Raw genomic sequence first — 21,594 nt, 5'->3', positions numbered from 1 at the left:
CACTCTAAACTCGCAAGTTATTGAGTGGCTCTCAGATCAACAACTAAACTTAGTATGTTGATTTTTAAATATAAATATTAGAAAAGTTAAACCTTAAAACTGCTCATCAACTCACTAACGCTACCGTTAAGTGTTTTGATTTCTGCTGATTCAGTCAACTGATCTTGGCTTAGCTTATTAAGCTCCTCAACAAAGCTTTCAATCTTATGCATGTTCTTAGCGATGCTTTGAATTAAAGCGTTTTGCTCAACAGACGAACCCGAAATGTCATTGTTAAAACGACTCACCGTTTCCATCTGTTCCGTTAGCTTCGCCAACATATTTACCGCTTGAACCACTTGAGCACGCGTCATTTCACAGTTGCTTTTGGTCAACTCAATCGATTTAACCAAACCATCTGATTTAGACTGCAAGCCAGACAGCGCTTCATCAATTTCAGAGGTACTGATTTGAGTTCGGTTGGCTAACGCACGGACTTCATCAGCAACTACCGCGAAACCTCGACCATGCTCACCCGCTCTCGCCGCTTCAATTGACGCATTCAATGCCAACAAATTAGTTTGTTCCGCAATGCCGCCAATCACAGACACGATAGACTGGATGCTCTGCGTTTCATTGGCCATTGAGCGAATGTCATCAGAGGTGGTGCAGACTTGCTTCTCAAGATCACTGATATAGGTTTCCGTCACCGTGTTAATCTGTTTCGTCTCATCACTGAACACAGCGGCCTCTCTTGCTGCTTGTGCCGCTGACTGAGAACTCTTCTCGACTTCGTTCGATGCTTCAGATAAGCCGTTAATCGCAGAGACCACTTGAACCGTTTCATCAGTGTGAACTTTCAGTACATCGCTGGTTTCTTTACAACCTTCACGAATACTCAGTACCTTAGTATCGAGATCCGAGTTCTTAAATTTGACGTCCTTAACCATCTCTTGCAGGCCAATGATGAACAAGTTGATGTCTTTGGCAATATGCCCTAAGTCATCATTCCCCTTCTCAGCAAGCCTTTGAGTCAGGTCTCCGTTACCTTGAGATAGATCGTGGACGATTTTTCTCAGTGACACGATTGGGCGGTAGAAGCGATTCAGAAGTAAAATCATCAATATCACCGAGCCAAGTACACATGCCACGATAAGGATACGCGCACTCGACATCACCCCATTCAGCTGATTGAGCGCGAGTTCAGGGTCAATACTGGAGATCATGTACCACTCTTTCTGGCTGCCAATATCCACTTTCTTGGCCATCAAAATTCTCTGGTTGCCATCAATCACACCCTCAATGAATTGATCAGGCTGTTCAATGGCACTGTTGAGTTTCATTTGAGTATCTGCAGAAGATATATTGGTTTGCGGAAGTACGTTTTCGATTGTTGAAGCGACCACCATCCCCTTCTCGTCGATGATAATGCCTTTGGCTTCGTAGATGCTGTCCAGCTGTTCAAGCTGAGTTTCCAAATCATCAAAACGTATGTCGGCCATGATGACACGATCTTGGTATGAATAGGTCATGCCGATCATAGGCACTTGAGTACTCTTAGTGAAAAACAGGTCACTAAAAGATAAGCCTGATTTCAATTTGGCTTGTTGATACCAAGGTCGAGTGGTTGGATTGTACTTTTCTTTTATCCCAACACCGTTAGGGAAAGACTCAGAAGGGCGAGAAGTATAAGAACGGCCGTCGTCAAAACCCACCACAATCTTGTCAATGCCACCGAGCTTTGCCGCATAATGCATCAGTGCTTCATTCGGCACTTGGTATGGGGATTTCATGAACTCTTGTGCAACAGAGTTAACGGTATCGATGGTGCGCTGAACAGTACTTTCTATTTGATTGATTTCTATCGTAAGCGAGTGATCAATCTCGTTATAAATCGTTTGGTTTACCTGTTCAGTGGCCAAGTTAAGCGTAAACCAGTTCGTAAATGCCAAAGCACTAGAACTTACGATCGCTACCATTAAAATCAATTTTCCTTTAAACCCTAGAGACAATTTTGAATTCATAAAACTCATCATCCATATCAACCTATGTCTATTATTTTTATCCGAATGAAATGGTTATTTTTCGCATTTTCGAAGATACGGGAAGTGAAACCTGTTCATGCCGTTCCATCGTCACAACCATCAATTTAATTAATATTGTATGTTTAATTGACCAACCATTCTGTGAGCGATCTTGATATATTAAAACTGGCTAAAATCGCCCTGTGACATAGGTATCATTTATGAGTTTGGATTTTATTCCAAGTTAAACATTGACGCATAACGCATTCAAATAGATCGATTTTTAGATAATTAACTCATCATTTCTCCGATAGCACTTTTTCGGAAACTCTTCTTCTTCCTCTCACCCAGCTGAGTAAAAAATGAGTCTTAACTCACACTTCTACCAACTAACCATTCACTAAAGGCATTCAATCTTAAAATTTATTTGTAATACAATAAGCCTTAAGTTATGGTGTATTTGAATCATAACTTAAGTTCTTTCTGGATGCTTTTGTTCAATTAAAAGTGATAATTGAAGCAGCCGCTTTAAGGTCATTGAACGCGTTTAACGTAGAAACTGTCGGGGGATCTCGTTATTCGTTTTTTCACTTGCTACTGATCATTTGTTTTTCCAGACGGCTCGTCCGAACATGCCCATACAGTCACCAGCTGTATGGGCTTTTTTTTACTTTCTTTTCAGGCCCGATACACGAGCGGTGTTAAGTCATCACCAACAATCCTGTAAGTGCACTGGTTTAAGCTTGCGAGGAAAAGTGAGTGAACGAGTGGGTGCTAGAAGGCTTTGAATTTACAAATAGATATAGAAACAAAAATAGGAATTGAGGCAGTAACAAAGTTGAACAGAGGTTTTGAGTAGGTGTAGCTGAGGAAGTAGAAGAGTTTAACGAGGGAACAAAGGGTTGGGTATGGCAGATAAAAACGAACCTCGCTGAGGTATCGCCGCCTAAAAAGACAGGCAATACCCTAGCGAGGTCGTACGTCGATTACTTCTCTAGTTTAGCGAAGTAGTCGAAGATTACTGGTACGTCGTTGTTACCCATGCCTGCATCAACAGCAGCTTGTAGGCTTGTTGCAGTACCTTGAGCGATTAGAGACTCAGTACCTAGCTCTTCACAAAGAGCAAGGAAGTAACCAAGGTCTTTGTTTGCGTTAGCAACAGAGAAACCTAGCTTCTCTTCGCCGTCTACTGCGTAGAACTTACAGAATTGCATGAACGGAGAGTTAGATGGACCTGCAGACATGATGTCAAACAGTTGTTGGCCATCAACACCAGCGCGTTGAGCAACAGCGAAAGCTTGAGACATAGTCGCAACAGTCGTCATACCCATGAAGTTGTTTACAAGCTTAGTCACGTGACCAGAACCTAGAGCGCCTAGGTGGAATACGTTTTCGCCTTGCTCTTCAAGAACAGGTTTAACTTTGTTGAAAGTTTCCATGTCGCCAGCAGCCATGATGTTCAGAAGACCATCTTTAGCGTGTGCAGGAGTACGACCTAGAGGTGCGTCGATCATGCCCGCGCCTTTTTCAGCAAGAGCTGCGCCGATTTGCTTAGTAGAAGCAGGGATAGAAGTACCGAAGTCTACTAGTACTGCGCCTTCTTTGATGCCCGCTAGAACGCCGTCTTCGCCGTAAACGATTTTTTCAACAACAGCAGAAGTTGTAAGACAAAACTGAACGATATCACTTGCAGCAGCTAGTTCTTTAGCAGAAGTGAATGCAGTTGCGTTGCCGCGATCTGTAACGCGAGCAACAGCTTCAGCGCTTAGATCCATTACGTTTACGTGGTAGCCGCGCTTTTGCAGGTTTTCAACCATGTTGCCGCCCATAAGACCTAGGCCAATGAAACCGATTACAGGTTTAGTCATGTTCAAACTCCAAATATAGTATTGTATGATTATATGCTCATTATAATAACTACGTCTTTCTCGTTACGCAATAGTTTTAGGGCATTGATTTAATGGTTAGACGTAAGTTGTGACGGGGGTTCACTTTACGAGAAAATATGGGTCACGCTTTGTACTTACAGGAACTATTTGCCACTTTAAAAACCGTCCATTGATGAAATAACATACGTTAAATGTCATACGATTAGTAAGCACAAGCTACGCCATTACCTATGTATAGTTCACTATTCCCGTAATCAGCCAGTGATTAGACTATTCACGCAGAAGTAAGTCATATCAGTTTTTAGGAAAAAGGGGTTGGCGCCCTATTCTTTTAACAAAGCGAGACATGCGGGTCTCGTATACCACTCCTGCACATTTCATTGAGCATAGTGGCTAAGTACATACCCAGCCTTTGTGTTTATCAGCTTCCAGGTTTAACCCTCGAGCGACTGACTTGGCATCGAGAAGCGATTGATCTCTTGGCCATTTAGTTTTCTTTCAACTTGATGGGGTTCCCGACGTTGCCAGCTAATACAACTTAACTGACTTATCCAATTTAACTGGCTAGCCAAACAAAAAAACTCCGAGCTTTCACTCGGAGTTTTTAATATCTAGCTTCTGTTACTTCAGCGAATTACAGTTCAATTGAAACCGTTTCACCGTCAACATTGAGCATTAGCGTGTTGCCTTCAAGCTTGTGAGACACTTCAACTTGCTCGCCTTCGTTCTTATTAGGAACAAGAAGCGTCAGGATGTTGTGCTCTTTCGATGGCTTGAATTCCACTTCAACGTGACGGTGGATTTCAAGATCTTTGAACTCGTATGGGTCAACTTCGCCAAAACCTTCAACATTCTTAACTGAAGTGATGTTGTCAGCTGATTCGTTGATGAAGTTTACGTCTAGGTGTGCAACTTCGCCACGGATAGTGAAAGACTTGTCTGCCACTTCGTTTGCGAAAGTTGTGTGCATTAGCCAAGTCATGTCTTTCTCTTCAGAAAACGTTGCCTTGTCTTGCATTACGAAGACTTTACCTTGAACAAACCAGACCTTACGCTTGTAAGATTCAATTTCAGGAACGAAGTACTTGTAAGACGCTGTTGCATCACCTTCAACCATCTTCACATCAGATTCAGTGTCGAAATCAGAGATGTTGCCGCCCGCTTCGATACAGAAGCGATCTTGGTGGTTTTCGTAGCCCGTGTTCTTGTTCTCGCCGTACTGACCTTTACCGCCAAATAGTGGAAGGTTCTTAGAGAACGTTTGACGACGCCATTTAGTGTGCATATCAACACCGAAACCACCGTAGTAGCCAGTGATTGACGCTAGCGTTTCACCGAATGCATGCAAGGTGAATGCGTTTTGGTCACCGTGAGAGTGGCTGATTGAGCCAAACGGAGAACATTTGAATACCATGTGAATATGGTTATCACGCTCAGTCATCTTGTTGTGGAATGCAGCCCAACCCGTGATTGGGAATACTTTCAACAGTGGATCATTCGATGGTGCTTTCTCTTCAGGTGCATCCCAAAGGAAGTTAAAGCGAAGATCGTCGTAACCGAAGTCCCACCAACCGAAGTTGTAGAATTTTGTGTGCGCTTCAGTATCACGGCCTTTCAGTTGGTTGTAGTACCAAACGTACTCAGGCTTCTGGTTAACACCTGCGTAGTGCTTAATGTTGTAAGCCAGTTTTAGACCTGGGAAATCACCGATTGAAGACTGGTCACAGAAGCTCGCGCGCTTAGAGTGAACAGGCATGCAGTAAAGCGGGAAATCACCTGTGTTTTCGTAGAATGTTTTGTTAAACATGTCTACGCCACAGTATGCTTTCAATAGATCGAATGCTTCGCCTAGGAATGCAGTTTGTGTGTTCCAGTAGTCAGGACCTTCAGCCCAACCGCCGTCTACACCGCCCCATGGTGGGTAGTGTACTGCGTAGTATTCTAGTGCGTATGCGATGTACTCGCCTGCTTTCGGGTGATCGTGGTAAAGCGCGATACACGTTGGGATGATAGCAGAAGAGATAGAACGAACACCGTGGCTGTTCAGTGGGTTGTTCAATAGATCAACCGTCACTTTCAGGTGGTGCATGATTTCGTCTAGACGCTCAATCAAAGCATCTTGAACTTGCTGACGTTCTTCATCTGTGAAGTAGCCGTGTAGCCAGTCGTAACCCCAAGCCATAGCCGCGATAACACGGAAAGCTGCTTCATCGTTATAGCCACGAGAAGTCACGCCTTCTGGATCGTACGTAGACAGTTTTAGAGTCCAAGCTTTTGCTTTAGCAATTAGCGCTTCGTCTTCTTTCACAACACCAGCAATTGCTAGGTTACGTGTCGCGTTCAGTGCCATTTGGCAATCAACGTACATTTGACGCCAGTAAGGACGCCATAGAGAAGCCTTACCTACCGTCTCAGCTGGGTACGCTTGAGGCTCTTCGAAAGGAGCAGTCTCAAGGAACTTAACTGTCGAGTTATTGTAGAAATCATCAAACATGCAGTGAGCTTCATCAGCTTTCACTTTCGCTTTGAATTCTTCTAACTGATCTGCTTGAACAAGAAGACGTGGACGTGCTTCGCTCAAGTTGTCTAGGAATGATAGGTCGAAGTCACGTGTTTGAACTTCGATAGGGAGTAGGTCTACAAGATTACCTGCTGAAGTATCATTCTCCAGCTTCATCTTCCTGATTGCATCAAGAGATTTTTGGTCGCTCATTCTAACTCACTTATTTTTCAAGTTGATTGAAAGGAATTAGCAATAATATACGTCTTATTGTAGGACAATTGAATCTATTTCGGTTCGATTGAACCATTTTGTACAGTTTTCGTGATTTAGGTCAGATATCTTCCACCTGACAGTTTTTCCGTTTCGCAGAACAAAAAATGCGACGCCCTTTCGAGTCGTCGCATTCTATTATAAACGTTTTCTCTATATTAGCTTTCGGTTACTGCTTTCGCTTGCTTACCGCCGTCATCGACCGCTTTAACCAATAGCACACCAACACCACCAACAATCACACCACAAAGGATAAAGACTAGACGTCCCCACATTGGGTTAGTAAGTAGAGCCATTAGCATGATACCGACACCCGCTACCGCAATCAGTTTACCAAGCATTTCACGCTGTTTGTTATCCAGTACTTTCTGTTCTGCTGACTCCGCAACTAATGGAGTAGACAGATTGCCGAAGAACTTATCAACGTCTGCTTGACGCTTCTCAGTTAATGGCTTGTAGAACAGAGTTGATAGGATGAAGAAACCACCTGTCAGCGTAATGTGAGCAATCAGACCGATAGCTACCTTAACATCAGACCATTCACGGCTTGTTAGCTCTTCTAGACCAAAGATTGAAGACACCATTTCAGCGTTAACAACGAAACCTACGTAGTAAGAAACAAAACCACCAACTACTAGCGTACCCCAACCAGCCCAGTCCGGTGTTTTCTTAATAAAGAAGCCAAGGAATGCAGGAATTGTCATTGGGAAGCCGATAAGTGCACCTACATACATCATTGTATCGAACAGGCTCAAACCTTTAAGCGAGTTGATGAACTGTGCGATAAGGATGATAGCGATACCAAACACGGCAGAAGTAATCTTAGAAACCGTTACTAGTTCTTTTTCGCTAGCCGCACCCTTACGAACGATTGGTTCATAGAAGTTCTTAACAAAGATACCTGAGTTACGGTTTAGACCAGAATCCATTGAAGACATTGTCGCTGCAAACATCGCCGCAACTAGAAGGCCGACCATACCTGCTGGCATGTATTCTTGTACGAAGTATAGGTAAGCAAAGTCACCCGCTTTTTTACCTGCTTCTGGGTAAGCTGCTGCTAGGTCGACACCTTGACCTGCAATGTACCAAGAAGGCATGAACCAGATAAATACACCACAAAGCATTAGCACACACGCTAGTAACGCCGCTTTCTTCGCGTTCTTTGAGTCTTTAGCCGCTAGGTAACGGTAAGAGTTAAGCATGTTGTTAGTAATAGAGAACTGCTTCACGAAGATGAAGAATGCCCAAATGCTGAAGATGCTTAAGTAGTTAATGTTGTTACCAGAAAGGAAAGAACCGCCTTCCGCTACAGGGAAGTTATTCACGATTTCACCAACACCGCCACCTTGAACAACAGCAACAACAGCACATGTCACGGTTACTGCCATGATGATAACCATCTGCATAAAGTCAGATGCGATTACCGCCCATGAGCCACCCGTTACAGACATTGCCAATACAACCAAACCGGTAATCCAGATAGTTGCTGTCATGTCGAAACCGAAGATACCAGAAGCGATGATTGCTAGTGCGTTTAACCATACACCGGCAGAAACAACACTGTTTGGCATTGAAGACCAAGTGAATACTTGTTCGTTAGTCGCACCGAAACGCATACGAATTGCTTCGATTACCGTTACTACACGTAGTTGACGGAACTTTGGAGCAAAGTATGCGAAGTTCATGAAGTAACCAAATGCGTTAGCTACGAAGATTACCGCTACTGCAAAACCATCGTTATACGCTTTACCTGCCGCACCGGTGAATGTCCATGCACTAAACTGGGTCATAAAGGCGGTTGCACCAACCATCCACCACAACATGTTACCGCCCCCGCGGAAGTAGTCACTGGTGGTACTTGTAAATGTTCTAAACATCCAACCTATCGCAATCAAGAATAGGAAATAAATGCCGACAATAATCGTGTTGAGTTCCATCGTGTATCCTTTGTCCGTTGTATTTTGTTACGAGGACTATAGGAAATCTCAAACTTTATTTGTAGTACAATAATCCAAATAAGTGATGGCGATCTTATTTTGATTGATTAAGTTAATTATATATATGACATAGGATGGAATATGGCCAATCCATTAAGGCAATTACTGGTGTTTGAGGTAAAAACTCAAAAAACCAAGGCCAAAGAACATCACACCCATTAAAATCAAAGACTTATAAAAAAGTGAGACTTTGCACACTTATTAACAAATACAACCAAACACATATAACTATAAAATCCTCAAAAATAATAAAAGCCAAATCAGAGCTAAATCACCCTCATTCATCACACAATAAACCAGTGTTTTTTATCTATTGAGAGTGGGTAATTTCATTAGAATTCAACTTAAATTAATCAATATAGAAGAGGCATATCCAGTTCAAACGATGGTAGATTCAAAGTATACAAAAATGAAAAATCATGGATGACGCATAATTATATGAGGGGAGTTCGAGTGTCTAAAAACGAATATCGAGCGTAATATTATTTTTATTATGATGGTAAAGAGAACGACCGCTAGACGTATACAAGAAGGAATTAACTTAAGAAGGAGTTAAGCGGGCGTGAACCAAAACAGTGCCACACATGGTGCAACACGCTTCCTAAAAACAAAAAAGGCATACACTTGGCATACCTTTTTGACTGGTTCAAATGAAGTTGAAAACCGTGTTTAGCTTGCAGTAGCTAAACGGTGGTTAGCATCTTGCAAGTGAGCAGCTGACATTGTACGAGCTTTTTCACTGTCGCCAGCCATAATCGCTTCATAGATTCTACGGTGTTCATTGATACATGTGCTGCCCTCTTCAGAAGAGTGCACGATGAAGTTAACGAACATCGTAGTCAGAATATTGCCGAATGGCAGGTAGAAATCGTTACCTGTCGCATTAAAGATCAAGCTATGGAAACGAATATCGATGTCTGTCCAACGTTCTTGGTCAAACACTTCTGCGTCATCCACTTCAACCATCTTCTGGAAGATCTCAGAAAGCTCGATACGTTGCTCAGCAGTAGCAAATTTTGCAGCTAATGCACACGCTTCAGGTTCAATCGCACGGCGAAGGCCTAAAAACTGAGAACAGAATTGGTCTATGTCGGTTAGACCATCCATCCATTCAATCAGTTGAGGATCAAGAAAGTTCCAGTATGCGCGATCCACTACACGAGTACCGATTTTCGGGCGGGACTCTAACAGACCTTTAGAAGTCAGTAGTTTAACAGCTTCGCGAAGTGCCGTACGGCTGATACCAAACTGTTCACACAGCGCCATTTCACCAGGAATAATAGAACCTTGTGGCAGTTCACCAGACAAGATTCCACGAGCGATTTCACGCGCTACTTGCACGTGCAGGCTGCGCTTCGAGCCCGAGATTGAATTAAAAGTGCTAACCATAAGTTCACTTATTTTATATGTTATGTTTATGTATTATTTAAGGATCACTATAACAGGATTTCAACCTAGCGCCAATTGAGTAAATTAGCAACGAGTCGTGCTCTATTAATTTATTCAATGAATCAAACACTTATAAAGCATCTAACTCCACACAGCTAGAAACATTATGTTACACCATTCATAAATCCGTCATCAAAATGCATCGGTTCTGTCATCCTCGATTTCTATACTCCCTTCCCAAGAAATCACTCAATTGGACTGAAATAATGAAACCGACAAAAACAAATCTCACGCTTAAGAGCACTATTACTGCTGCGCTGATTTTTTCTGGTTCTGCATTAGCAATGGATACACGATACGAAGATCGCTCTGGCAACTTGGTTGCTGATGTTCCTCAAGATGAATCACAATGGGTTGACCCAAACACGCTAATTTTTGCTTATACGCCAGTTGAAGATCCTGCAGTATACGCTGATGTGTGGAGCGAGTTTTTGAGCCACCTAGAAAAAACAACGGAAAAAACGGTTCGTTTCTTCCCTGTTCAAAATAACGCTGCTCAAATCGAAGCAATGCGTTCAGGTCGCCTACATATCGCAGGTTTCAACACAGGTTCTACACCACTAGCGGTTAACTGTGCAGGCTTTGCCCCATTCACAATGATGGCTGCAGAAGATGGCTCTTTCGGTTATGAAATGGAAATCATCACTTACCCAGGTTCTGGCATTGAGAAAGTGGAAGACCTAAAAGATAAGAACCTGGCGTTCACATCACAAACGTCTAACTCTGGCTTCAAAGCACCTTCTGCGATTTTGGACGCTGAATACCAACTTCAACCTGACCGAGATTTCAAACCAGCATTCTCTGGCGCACACGACAACTCTATTTTGGGTGTGGCGCACAAAGATTACGATGCTGCAGCAGTTGCTAACTCAGTATTGAACCGCATGCTTTCACGCGATGTTGTGAAAGAAGACCAAATCAAGAGCATCTACAAATCTCAAACCTTCCCGACTACCGCTTACGGCACCGCGCACAACCTGACGCCAGAGCTACAAGAGAAGATTCAAAAAGCGTTCTTCACTTTCGATTGGGAAGGCACAAAGCTTCAAGAAGAGTTTGAACGTAACGGCGAAGCGCAGTTCGTTCCTATTACTTACAAAGAGCACTGGGAAGTGATCCGCACTATCGATACGGCAAACAAAGTCTCTTACACGTGTAGCTAAGTTCAACCGAACTAAAAAGCCAATCACACACCGATAAAACTAACTGCAGGTGTAATCGCCTGCAGTTATTCACCACTCTTTCCGGTTTACTTTCCATGCCTGTCTCAGGCGAACTCTTAGTACACCGCTCTTATAGGAATTCTATGTCTACTCTTACCCTTAAAGGGCTTACCAAGCACTACTCCAGTTCTGATAAAGCCCTTACCAACGTTAGCTTGTCGGTCAATGCCGGTGAAGTGGTTGGTTTAATTGGTCCATCTGGTGCGGGTAAATCAACGCTTATCCGTTGTATTAATCGGCTCACCGAGCCCACCAGCGGCGAAGTGATCTTTTCCAATACCAATCTAGAGACGCTGTCTAAGCGACAACTGAGACAATCACGCCGTGAAATCGGGATGATTTTCCAAGAGTACGCGCTGATTGAGCGTTTGACGGTGATGGAAAACGTACTTTCAGGACGTTTGGGTTACGTGAATTTCTGGCAAAGCTTTACTCGTCGTTTCCCGGAGTCGGATATCCAAGCCGCTTATGCGCTACTCGACCGTGTTGGATTGTTAGAACACGCCAATAAAAGGGCCGATGCTCTGTCGGGTGGTCAGCGTCAACGTGTTGGTATTGCACGTGCACTTGCTCAGAAACCGAAATTACTGTTGATTGATGAACCAACGGCCGCACTTGATCCACGTACAGCGCGCCAAATCATGCGACTGATCAGTGAGATTTGTTCAGAGCAACAGCTCCCTGCCATCATCAATATTCACGATGTTCAATTAGCAAAGCAGTTTGTTGACCGTGTTGTCGGCTTAAATGCAGGTTGTGTCGTATTTGATGACAAACCAAACCTGCTCACTGACGATGTTTTAACGCAAATCTACGGTGAAGAAGACTGGAGTCAACAAGCAGAAGAAGAGGCCGATGACCTCATCATCACGAGCCCTCGCCTGTCTGAGGCAACAATATGACTCAACCATATCCAAATCAAGTTCAGCAGCATTTAAAGTCAGGAAAACAGAATTCCAAACAATACCCGACACAGTGGACAAAGCCGCCACTGATTTCTAGCCCATGGCTACGCTGGAGCTTAATCATCATTGTCGCGGTTTACTTGTACCTTGCGACTCAATCGGTACACGTCAACTGGACTCGAATTTACGAAGGCAGCGAACGCGGCTGGCAGTTCATTTTGGCTTTCATGAACCCAGATTTTGGTGGCCGATGGAACAACATCTCACAAGGTTTGATTGAAAGTTTAACCATGACCCTGACATCGACCGTGGCGGGTGTCCTTCTTTCTATCCCATTCGGATTAGGCGCAGCGAAAAACCTTGCCCCTACTCCCGTTTACCTATTCTGTCGTGCGTTTATTTCGGTTGCTCGTAGCTTACAAGAAATCATCGTAGCGATTCTGTGTGTTGCTCTATTTGGCTTTGGTACGTTTGCGGGTTTTGTCACGCTCACCTTCGCGACCATCGGCTTTCTCGCAAAACTGTTTGCCGATGAAATTGAAGCCATTGACCCAGCACCACTGACCGCAATGCGCGCAACGGGCGCGAGTTGGTTACAACAGGTGAATTACGCGATTCAAGCGCAGGTAATGCCGCGCTTTATCGGACTTTCGATGTACCGACTCGACATCAACTTTCGTGAGTCAGCCGTGATTGGCATTGTTGGCGCAGGTGGTATCGGCGCAACGTTAAACACAGCAATGGACCGTTACGAATACAGCGCAGCAGCCGCTATTCTATTGATTATTATCGTGATTGTGATGCTGTGTGAATACCTATCAACCATCATCCGTAAGCATGTGCAGTAAGGAACGACCAATGAGCACGCTAAATGAAACACCGACAAGCGCCATCAATCGTACCCAATGGCAGCGTTACGACAGTAAACAGAGCCTCATGCTTTGGCTAGGCTGGCTTTGCTTTGTTGCTTTGACAGTATTCGCATGGCAAGTCATGAACAAAGATACGATTTGGTACTTTGTGACTGACTCACCCAACCAATTTGCTGATATCTCTTCACGTATGTGGCCACCAAGATGGAGCTACTTAGAGTCTCTTTGGAGTCCGTTGTGGGACACCATTAACATCGCGACACTTGGCACACTGTTAGGGATCGTACTCGCCTTTCCAGTAGCGTTCTTAGCTGCACGCAACACAACGCCAAGCATGACGTTTATCAGACCTATCGCGCTGTTCATCATCGCGGCAAGTCGCTCAATCAACTCGTTAATTTGGGCGTTGTTGTTGGTAGCAATCATCGGCCCAGGTTTGTTGGCTGGTATCATTGCGATAGCACTACGTTCAATTGGCTTCGTGGCGAAGTTAATGTACGAAGCGATTGAAGAAGTGAACGCAACACAGATGTCAGCAATCCAATCGACCGGAGCTTCTCCGCTGCAAGTGTTGAACTACGGCATTCTTCCGCAGGTGATGCCAAGCTTCATCGGCACGAGCTTGTTCCGTTGGGATATCAATATTCGTGAGTCTACGGTTTTAGGCTTGGTCGGCGCTGGCGGTATCGGCTTAAAACTGCAAGAGTCGATGGCGATGCTGGCATGGCCTCAAGTGACTGTGATCTTCTGCGCGATTCTCGTGACAGTTATCTTCTCGGAATGGTTAGCTGCCAAAGCACGCAAAGCCTTAATCTAAATAATAAAACAACGTCATATAGACGGTTAGCTAAGATCAAAGCCTACTTATTGAGTAGGCTTTTTTTGAGGTGTTACGGACAAACCCACGCTTAGAACCGCACTTCATGATTTACTCTTTCTCCGTTTTTCCCATCCGTTACAGTAATATAAGTAAAAACAAGCTTTGACTGCTCTCGACATATTTGAAGTTATCTTCTGCTTCCTTTCTTCATTAATGTTCCTTATTTCTAACTCCCAACGCGCATAAAAAAACCGAGCAACTCGCTACGAGTTACTCGGTTTGACTTATTTCCGATATTCTTTGTCATCGACTTTAGTTTCGTTCAGTTACTTAGATGCGAACACCCTTACAACCGAACATGACATGGCGCTTCGTTCCCGCAAAGCACCACATCAGCACACGCCATCGTTAAATGGTATGTGTGTTGATCATTTACAGTTGAGCAAATGATCCTTCCCACGAGTATGTCTCGCCCGCGAACTCAACAGTGTGAGTTTCTTGCTGCGTGTCTTCAGCTTGGTTTGAAATACCGTAGTGGTAAGTGTTACCAGAAGTAGTCTGAATACGAACAACAGTCCCGACACTGTTATGGCCCACAACAGATACTGATTTAACCAGACCACGAGCGCCTACAGAGGCTTCGATAGACTCGTTAAAGTAACCATGCGTTTCTAGTACAGAAGCAAACACGTGGTTTTGACCAGACTGACGTAAGATGAACGCAGGCTCACTCTTAAGGTTGAAGTCTGGATCGTTAGCACCAGTGCGAGCAAAAATCACTTCACTGCCCGCATTCGCGCTGGTTACTAGGCTGTAGTAGCTGCTGTCATGTAGCCAGCTTACTAAAGAACCTTCTTCGTTTACTTTGCCTGAAGCCACGTTCCATAGATGTTGGTAACCGTTATCTTCACCTAGCGGCTTAAGCGTTTTTTCCATGTTGTAATCAAAGTCAGTACGGATGATCTGGCCAGAGTGGTGAACTGGTAGGTCGTACTGGTGCTCAGCGTCAGCTTCGATGCGGTACACATCAATCACTAGCGGTTTTTCGAACTCAGGAAGTTCAGCAAGAATCACGCTGCGTTGCATGTCTACGCCAGTGTAGTACTCAGAAATAGTGCCGCTCATGCCTTGTAGAGACTGGTCGTCTGCTACGAAGAAGTGCTTCTGACCAAACTTAGACTCAGCCAATGCTGTGTTGAAGTTGTTCTGCGTTTTCTGATCAACCGTTACTGTGTTGTGAGCAACCGTCTGCTTACAGTAAGACTTGTTCTCTGGGATGTAACGACCGCCAAACTTAGGCTCAACGTTTACCCAACGACCGAAGCCGTAATCGTGCAGCACTTCGTGGCCACGGTTGAATACGCTTAGGTGTAAGCCATCGTAGTGACCGTGGTCTAGCGCAGAGTGGTACTGGTGATCAGAGCCGTGCTGACCAAACCAGATCAACGCCATTGTGTCGTCGTCTTGCTCATCACGGTGACGAAGGATGCTTACGCCGCCTTTTTCGCCTTCAGGGCCGTCCGTTACAAACAGGCTACCCCAGTTGAATGCTTTGATGTCATCTGCTGCGTCAACAGCGTCAGACAATGTTTTACCCGAAGCATGAACCCAAACGTTTTGTTGGTGATCAGCCATGCCAAGCAGAGTTTCTGTCTGCTCGTAACGGTGGTAACACACAGACGTTGCCATGATAACGCCTTCATCGTTGATAGAGATTGTCTTCGATGAATCGTTCAGAGCTGGCAATGTACCGTCTGGGAATGCTGTTTTGAATACAGAGTAAGACGTTGTCTTGATCACTGAATCGTTGAATTCATAGATACCAACTTCAGGCTGACGACGTTCAATCGCTTCTGCAAACAGGTAGATTGGACGTAGCGAGAAACGGTGGTAGTAAGGACCTTCCATGTAGTAGCCGTCTGGCGAAAACAGTTGGTCAAGTTGTGCTAAGAAACCGCCGCTTACTTTGTCTAGTTTCAGGCCGTAAAGCGCTTTGTCTACAGACTCTTGATCGTTGATCGCGTAACCACAGATACCTACCGCTGCCACTGCCCATAAGCCGTGGTTGTGTACGATATCGAAGTCGTGTGCGTAAGTCACAACGAACATTTCGATCATTTGCTTAAGAAGATCGTCTTCGATCAGACGCTTTTGCTCTTCAGAGATGGTGTGGTAAATACAGCTGTACGCACAAGAAGCGTAAAGCATCCACATGTTCTCGTTCAACGTTTGGTGGAACAGCTTACCCGGAGGGTTAGAGTCACGGCTCACATTGCTTTCAAGTGTTGGGTATACCGTCGCGTACGCTGTTAGCATATCAACGATGTAATCACGGTACTTTGTTTCCTCAGTGATAAGGAACAAACGACCCGCTAGATCCATATGGATGTAGTTTTGCTTGTGACGGTTGTGCTCGTAACCGCCGCCTTCACCGTGACCAGGTACTTCAATGCCAACTTCCGCCATGTAAGCGTCAGTTTGTTTAATGTCGCGAGTCAGTGCGTTACCTAAAAGGCTATCCTTGCCAAGTTCTTTACGAAGCTCTGCTGCTTCATCAAAGTTAAGTAAAAGTGGTTGATAGCTCATTATTATTTCCCCTGCTCTGCTAATTCTGGGTTTAAAGTTGTTTCTACTGAGTAGAAGCCTGTCCAGCTGTATACTTTGCCGTTCAGTTCTACTTTGTGTTCAGTGCTGTCAGTCGCGCCAAGTTGGTTGCTGATCATCACTGTCACGTTTGATTTCTCTGTGGTGATCTCAACTACCGAACCGATATTCGTGTGAGCCACTACTTTGATGTCTTTCACAACACCACGTGCATTAACTGATTGCTCGAACTCTTCGTTGAAGTAACCGTGCGTTTCAACAACAGAAGCAAACAATGTTGTTTCGCCTTTGCTGCGTAGAATGAACGCAGGCTCTGAACGTAGGTTGAAGCTTGGGTCGTTAGCGCCAGTGCGAGTAAAGATAACTTCAGCATTGTCGTTAGACGTTGCACCTAGCCACGTGTAGTAGGTGTTGTTTTGCAGCCAGCTTACCTGTGCTGTGCCCTTCACTTCACCGCTTGCCACGTTCCATAGGTGTTGGTAACCGAAGTCTTCACCTAGCGTGTTCAGCTCTTTGTTTGCTTGGTATTCAAAGTTAGTGCGAACAATCTGACCTTGATATTGGTGCGAGTAGTCGTACTGATGCTCACCTTCGCCGCCTTTCTCAGAATCTAAACGGTAAAGGTCTAATAGTAGTGGAGATTCCAATTCTTCAAGGCTTAGCATGAACACGCTGCGTTGCATGTCAAAACCTTCGTAATGATCGTTAGCAAATGCGCTCATGCCATTGATTTGCTCGTCTTCTACTTTGAAGAAGTGTGGCAAGCCGTGTACTGCATCTGCGCGCTCAACGTCAAAGTTGTTCTGACATTTTTCATCAATCGTTACTGCGTTGTGAGCAATCGTTTGACGAGCGTAAGATTTGTTTTCGTCTAGGTAACGGCCGCCGAATTTAGGCTCAACGTTCACCCAACGACAGAAGCCGTATTCACGCAGTACTTCTTGACCACGGTTGAAGAAAGAAATACCCAGCGTATCAAAGTTGCCGTGACCCATGCCGTGTTGGCCGTAGTTCATAACAAGTTGAGAAACGTCGCCTTTCTTATCCTGCATACGGATAAAGCCTTGCGCGCCGTTGTGACCTTGAGGGCCTTCGTTCAATTCAACACTTGGCCAGAAAGGCATGCCGATTTCTTTCTCAGCAGACGCTGCTTCATAAGCTTTAGATAGCTCAAGACCACATGGATGCATCCATACCGCATCTTGAATCTTCGCCATACCTAGAATGTTTTGGTCTACACCGTTTTCAGAAGAGTAATGCTTGCTGTAAACACTTACCGCAACCTGAACACCCATGTCTGTGATACCCATAGTACGAGAAGCATCATTCAGAGCCGGGAACTCACCGTTCGGGTAAGCCGTCGCTAGCATGGCTTGTACTGTGTTACCAATCACGCCGCCCTTGTAGTTATAAATATCAACTTCAGGCATATGACGGTGAATCACTTCAGCGAACACACACGTTGGGCGAATCGCGTAGCGGTGGTAGTAAGGACCTTCCATGTAGTAGCCAGACGGTGCAAACAGCTGAGAAACTTGCGCTAGGAAGCCGCCAGTGTCGTTACGGTCAATGCCGTACACCGACATTTCAAGGTACTCACGCTTGCCAAGAGCAAGACCACAGATACCCACAGCGGCTACAGCCCAAATACCGTGGTTGTGGATACGGTCGAAGTCGTGTGCGTATTTAACTGTGAACATTTCTAGCATTGGTTCGAAAATGCGAGACTCAATGTTGTCACGCTGCTCTTGTGTCAAGGTTGAAGCAACACAAGAGTATGCCAAGCTTGAGAACATTAACCAGCAGTGTTCGTTCAAGATTTGGTGGAACAAACGACCAGTAGGGTTAGTGTTTTTCTGTACGTGAAAATCAAACGTTAGGTATTTGTCTGCGTATTCTTCTAGTAATTCTGTAACAAAGTCAGCGTACTTTTGCTCTTTAGTGATCAAGAACATGCGACCAGCTAGATTCATGTACGTGTAATTTTGCTTATGGCGGTTATGTTCGTAACCCCCAGCTTCACCATGACCTGGGACATCAATAGGTAAACGCATGAATGCTTCTAGATCTTTCGCGTTCGCTGCAATGGTTTTGCCCATTAAGCTAGAACGGCCCACTTCAAGATGAAGCTGCTCGATTTCTGCTTCAGTCAACAATACTGGTTTAGTCGTCATATTCTTTGTCACCCTCAATAAAGAGTTTATCTGCTTAAACTTTGATTAAATTTTCAAACTCCATATAAAGTAATACAATATGAGCTTTAATTATACCTATTCGTCGCCAAATGATGAGTAGAGTCACACAATTAGCTATAAGTCATTGATGTAGCTAACTAATGGTAAATATCAGCCATTTATTAAGTTGTTGATTTATTTACGCTATATAAAGTATCGCTTGATCAATATCACACAAATTTAGATATATTGTATTACAATTAGGCCCATTCCCTTATGATGGATGCAAGTTAAGTAACACTTAAAAGATTTAAACAGATTAGGAGATACACAATGAACTCTTTCTTTATCCTAGATGAAAACCCATGGGAAGAACTTGGTGGCGGCATTAAGCGTAAAATCGTTGCTTACACTGACGATCTAATGGCAGTACACCTATGTTTTGATAAGGGCGCGATTGGCCACCCTCATACTCACGAAATCCATGACCAAATCGGTTACGTAGTTCGTGGCAGCTTCGAAGCTGAGATTGAAGGCGAAAAGAGAGTCCTTAAAGAAGGCGATGCTTACTTCGCTCGTAAACACATGATGCACGGTGCCGTTGCACTAGAGCAAGACAGCATCCTTCTTGATATCTTCAACCCTGCGCGTGAAGATTTCCTAAAATAATAACTAGCGCAACCTCAGTTGCTAAGGTAAGCATATGAAATCATTAAACATCGCGGTCATTGGCGAGTGCATGGTTGAGCTACAAAAGAAACAAGACGGGCTTAAGCAAAGTTTCGGTGGCGATACACTAAATACTGCACTTTACTTGTCTCGCTTAACAAAAGAGCAAGATATCAACACGAGCTACGTAACAGCACTAGGCACTGACCCATTCAGTACCGACATGTTAGAAAAGTGGCAAGCGGAAGGTATCGACACTAGCTTAATTGCTCAGCTTGATCACAAACAACCAGGGCTTTACTACATCGAGACCGATGAAACTGGTGAACGCAGTTTCCACTACTGGCGTAATGATGCTGCAGCAAAGTTCATGTTTGACCAGGAAGACACGCCTGCTCTACTTGATAAGTTATTCTCTTTTGATGCGGTTTACCTAAGTGGTATTACGCTTGCTATCTTGACAGAGAATGGACGCACGCAGCTATTCAACTTCTTAGACAAATTTAAAGCGCAAGGCGGCCAAGTATTCTTCGACAATAACTTCCGTCCAAAACTTTGGGAAAGCCAACAAGAAGCGATTTCTTGGTACTTGAAGATGCTTAAGTACACAGACACGGCTCTACTGACGTTTGATGACGAGCAAGAGTTGTATGGCGACGAAAGCATTGAACAGTGTATTGCACGTACGTCTGAATCTGGTGTGAAAGAGATCATCATTAAACGTGGTGCTAAAGACTGCCTAGTGGTTGAGAGCCAAAGCGCTCAGTACGTTGCTCCAAACCCAGTAGACAACATTGTTGATACTACAGCGGCTGGCGACTCGTTCAGCGCGGGCTTCCTAGCTAAGCGCTTAAGCGGTGGCAATGCACGTGATGCAGCGTTAGCTGGTCATATTGTGGCAGGGACTGTGATTCAGCATCCAGGTGCTATCATTCCTCTAGAAGCGACGCCTGATCTGTCTCTATAATTACGCACTTTAACTATAATCAAGGGTTTGCTTAGTTGAAAGCAAGCCCACATTTAACGTGAGAAAGAATTCATGACTACATTAAATGAACAACTAGCAAACCTAAAAGTAATTCCTGTAATCGCTATCAACCGTGCTGAAGACGCTATCCCTCTAGGTAAAGCACTTGTTGAAAACGGCATGCCATGTGCAGAAATCACGCTACGTACAGAATGTGCAATCGAAGCGATTCGTATCATGCGTAAAGAATTCCCAGACATGCTAATCGGTTCAGGTACTGTACTGACTAACGAGCAAGTTGACGCATCTATCGAAGCTGGCGTTGATTTCATCGTAAGCCCAGGTTTCAACCCGCGCACAGTTCAATACTGTATCGATAAGGGTGTTGCAATCGTACCGGGTGTTAACAACCCAAGCCTAGTTGAGCAAGCAATGGAAATGGGCCTTCGCACGTTGAAGTTCTTCCCTGCTGAGCCTTCTGGTGGTACTGGCATGCTTAAAGCACTAACAGCGGTTTACCCTGTTAAATTTATGCCTACTGGTGGCGTAAGCTTGAAGAATGTTGATGAATACCTATCGATCCCTTCTGTACTTGCGTGTGGCGGTACTTGGATGGTTCCAACTAACCTTATCGACGAAGGTAAGTGGGACGAGCTAGGCAAGCTGGTTCGTGACGCAGTTGATCACGTTAACGCTTAATCTATTTTAGATTTAGTGATGAAGCCTCACCTCGGTGGGGCTTTTTGTTATCTGGCGTTTATTGCGCTGACTAACCGTAAAACACGCTCAATCAACGTTCTGTTTCCCCACACCTTATCGCCTTTCTCTCTATGGGCTCGCACAGCTCCGCGACTAAGACAGGCAATAACAAGTAATGTAAACTTTCAATCGACTTCAGCACGCATCTAACGAAGCGTTACTGGTGCCCCCTATCGCCTATCCAGCTTCTTACCCAGCAACGTTCCTTTTCGATACGTCGTCAAACATCTCTCATAGCATGCACTGAAGACCACAATAGACAAAGTGAGCCGAAAGTGTGTTCCGCCCGTCCAGTTTAACGCCCACTCAGTGACAAAAATTCCAAATACGCACCTCTATGGCACGAAAAAATGAATAAATAGCATAGAAAGGCTTCATAGCCGCAGATAAACAGAAAATAGCGAAGTGAAAACAATGAGCTACACTTGAAATCTCAATACCAAAATTTTCAGTATAGAGTTCCAAATTAACGTGAATGTCGTCGCACAAC

At 44.4% G+C, this 21,594-nt stretch carries 14 protein-coding genes; 7 read left to right on the top strand and 7 right to left on the bottom strand.

The features are described 5' to 3' along the window. Positions 1-86: 86 nt before the first annotated feature. The 5 genes from MSG38_RS04665 to MSG38_RS04645 all read right to left on the bottom strand — a co-directional run bounded on the left by MSG38_RS04665 (position 87) and on the right by MSG38_RS04645 (position 10,051). A complete protein-coding gene (locus tag MSG38_RS04665; protein ID WP_248401164.1) occupies positions 87-1,958 on the bottom strand; it encodes a methyl-accepting chemotaxis protein in 1,872 nt (623 codons plus the stop codon). 1,031 nt (positions 1,959-2,989) lie between these two features. Next, complete coding sequence (locus tag MSG38_RS04660) at positions 2,990-3,871, bottom strand: NAD(P)-dependent oxidoreductase (RefSeq protein ID WP_048607064.1); 882 nt, start codon at positions 3,869-3,871, stop codon at positions 2,990-2,992. A 655-nt stretch (positions 3,872-4,526) separates the two neighbouring features. Then, complete coding sequence (locus MSG38_RS04655; protein ID WP_248401162.1) at positions 4,527-6,605, bottom strand: DUF4962 domain-containing protein; 2,079 nt, start codon at positions 6,603-6,605, stop codon at positions 4,527-4,529. A 218-nt stretch (positions 6,606-6,823) separates the two neighbouring features. Continuing rightward, positions 6,824-8,602, bottom strand: a complete 1,779-nt coding sequence (locus tag MSG38_RS04650) for a transporter (RefSeq protein WP_248336689.1) — start codon at positions 8,600-8,602, stop codon at positions 6,824-6,826. A gap of 729 nt (positions 8,603-9,331) precedes the next feature. Further along, positions 9,332-10,051 carry a FadR/GntR family transcriptional regulator gene (locus tag MSG38_RS04645; protein ID WP_017061478.1) on the bottom strand — a complete coding sequence of 240 codons (720 nt, stop codon included), beginning with the start codon at positions 10,049-10,051 and terminating at the stop codon, positions 9,332-9,334. 266 nt (positions 10,052-10,317) lie between these two features. Between MSG38_RS04645 and phnD the strand changes: the two genes are divergently transcribed. From phnD to phnE (MSG38_RS04625), 4 genes are all read left to right on the top strand, one after another. Continuing rightward, on the top strand, positions 10,318-11,274 hold the full coding sequence (gene phnD, locus MSG38_RS04640) for a phosphate/phosphite/phosphonate ABC transporter substrate-binding protein (RefSeq protein WP_248401160.1): 957 nt from the start codon (positions 10,318-10,320) through the stop codon (positions 11,272-11,274). Positions 11,275-11,417: 143 nt separating this feature from the next. Continuing rightward, complete coding sequence (phnC, locus tag MSG38_RS04635; protein WP_248401158.1) at positions 11,418-12,236, top strand: phosphonate ABC transporter ATP-binding protein; 819 nt, start codon at positions 11,418-11,420, stop codon at positions 12,234-12,236. Beyond that, complete coding sequence (gene phnE, locus MSG38_RS04630; protein WP_052878558.1) at positions 12,233-13,087, top strand: phosphonate ABC transporter, permease protein PhnE; 855 nt, start codon at positions 12,233-12,235, stop codon at positions 13,085-13,087. Before phnC ends, phnE (MSG38_RS04630) begins: the two co-directional genes overlap by 4 nt. 10 nt (positions 13,088-13,097) lie before the next feature. Then, positions 13,098-13,928, top strand: coding sequence for a phosphonate ABC transporter, permease protein PhnE (gene phnE / locus MSG38_RS04625; protein ID WP_048616507.1), 831 nt, complete (start codon positions 13,098-13,100; stop codon positions 13,926-13,928). Between the two features lie 435 nt (positions 13,929-14,363). Here phnE (MSG38_RS04625) and MSG38_RS04620 read toward each other — a convergent pair whose 3' ends face one another. Then, complete coding sequence (locus MSG38_RS04620) at positions 14,364-16,517, bottom strand: heparinase II/III family protein (protein WP_248401156.1); 2,154 nt, start codon at positions 16,515-16,517, stop codon at positions 14,364-14,366. Positions 16,518-16,519: 2 nt separating this feature from the next. Then, a complete protein-coding gene (locus MSG38_RS04615) occupies positions 16,520-18,709 on the bottom strand; it encodes a heparinase II/III family protein (RefSeq protein ID WP_061040196.1) in 2,190 nt (729 codons plus the stop codon). Positions 18,710-19,042: 333 nt separating this feature from the next. Here MSG38_RS04615 and MSG38_RS04610 point away from each other — a divergent pair, with 333 nt between their 5' ends. The 3 genes from MSG38_RS04610 (at position 19,043) to MSG38_RS04600 (ending at position 21,044) form a co-directional block, all read left to right on the top strand. Further along, entirely contained in the window at positions 19,043-19,378 is a 336-nt protein-coding gene (locus MSG38_RS04610; protein WP_048607082.1) for a cupin domain-containing protein, read from the top strand. A 34-nt stretch (positions 19,379-19,412) separates the two neighbouring features. After that, the gene (locus tag MSG38_RS04605) at positions 19,413-20,345 is read left to right on the top strand and encodes a sugar kinase (protein ID WP_017061485.1); all 933 of its coding nucleotides are present in this window, start codon (positions 19,413-19,415) and stop codon (positions 20,343-20,345) included. A gap of 72 nt (positions 20,346-20,417) precedes the next feature. Next, positions 20,418-21,044, top strand: coding sequence for a bifunctional 4-hydroxy-2-oxoglutarate aldolase/2-dehydro-3-deoxy-phosphogluconate aldolase (locus MSG38_RS04600; RefSeq protein ID WP_017069898.1), 627 nt, complete (start codon positions 20,418-20,420; stop codon positions 21,042-21,044). Positions 21,045-21,594: the final 550 nt, after the last annotated feature.

Source organism: Vibrio sp. 1CM24A, assembly GCF_023161725.1.
Classification (GTDB): domain Bacteria; phylum Pseudomonadota; class Gammaproteobacteria; order Enterobacterales; family Vibrionaceae; genus Vibrio; species Vibrio coralliirubri.
Note: the sequence above shows the minus strand (reverse complement) of the source record. Positions and strands in the feature narration are given on the sequence as shown.

What these genes read in the sequence shown, in the direction of transcription:
- MSG38_RS04610 (WP_048607082.1), top strand. Translation starts at nt 19,043, where the DNA reads ATGAACTCTTTCTTTATCCTAGATGAAAACCCATGGGAAGAACTTGGT.
- MSG38_RS04660 (WP_048607064.1), bottom strand. Translation starts at nt 3,871, where the DNA reads ATGACTAAACCTGTAATCGGTTTCATTGGCCTAGGTCTTATGGGCGGC.
- MSG38_RS04665 (WP_248401164.1), bottom strand. Translation starts at nt 1,958, where the DNA reads ATGGTAGCGATCGTAAGTTCTAGTGCTTTGGCATTTACGAACTGGTTT.
- phnD (WP_248401160.1), top strand. Translation starts at nt 10,318, where the DNA reads ATGAAACCGACAAAAACAAATCTCACGCTTAAGAGCACTATTACTGCT.
- MSG38_RS04620 (WP_248401156.1), bottom strand. Translation starts at nt 16,517, where the DNA reads ATGAGCTATCAACCACTTTTACTTAACTTTGATGAAGCAGCAGAGCTT.
- MSG38_RS04600 (WP_017069898.1), top strand. Translation starts at nt 20,418, where the DNA reads ATGACTACATTAAATGAACAACTAGCAAACCTAAAAGTAATTCCTGTA.
- phnE (WP_052878558.1), top strand. Translation starts at nt 12,233, where the DNA reads ATGACTCAACCATATCCAAATCAAGTTCAGCAGCATTTAAAGTCAGGA.
- MSG38_RS04650 (WP_248336689.1), bottom strand. Translation starts at nt 8,602, where the DNA reads ATGGAACTCAACACGATTATTGTCGGCATTTATTTCCTATTCTTGATT.
- phnC (WP_248401158.1), top strand. Translation starts at nt 11,418, where the DNA reads ATGTCTACTCTTACCCTTAAAGGGCTTACCAAGCACTACTCCAGTTCT.
- MSG38_RS04605 (WP_017061485.1), top strand. Translation starts at nt 19,413, where the DNA reads ATGAAATCATTAAACATCGCGGTCATTGGCGAGTGCATGGTTGAGCTA.
- MSG38_RS04655 (WP_248401162.1), bottom strand. Translation starts at nt 6,605, where the DNA reads ATGAGCGACCAAAAATCTCTTGATGCAATCAGGAAGATGAAGCTGGAG.
- MSG38_RS04645 (WP_017061478.1), bottom strand. Translation starts at nt 10,051, where the DNA reads ATGGTTAGCACTTTTAATTCAATCTCGGGCTCGAAGCGCAGCCTGCAC.
- MSG38_RS04615 (WP_061040196.1), bottom strand. Translation starts at nt 18,709, where the DNA reads ATGACGACTAAACCAGTATTGTTGACTGAAGCAGAAATCGAGCAGCTT.
- phnE (WP_048616507.1), top strand. Translation starts at nt 13,098, where the DNA reads ATGAGCACGCTAAATGAAACACCGACAAGCGCCATCAATCGTACCCAA.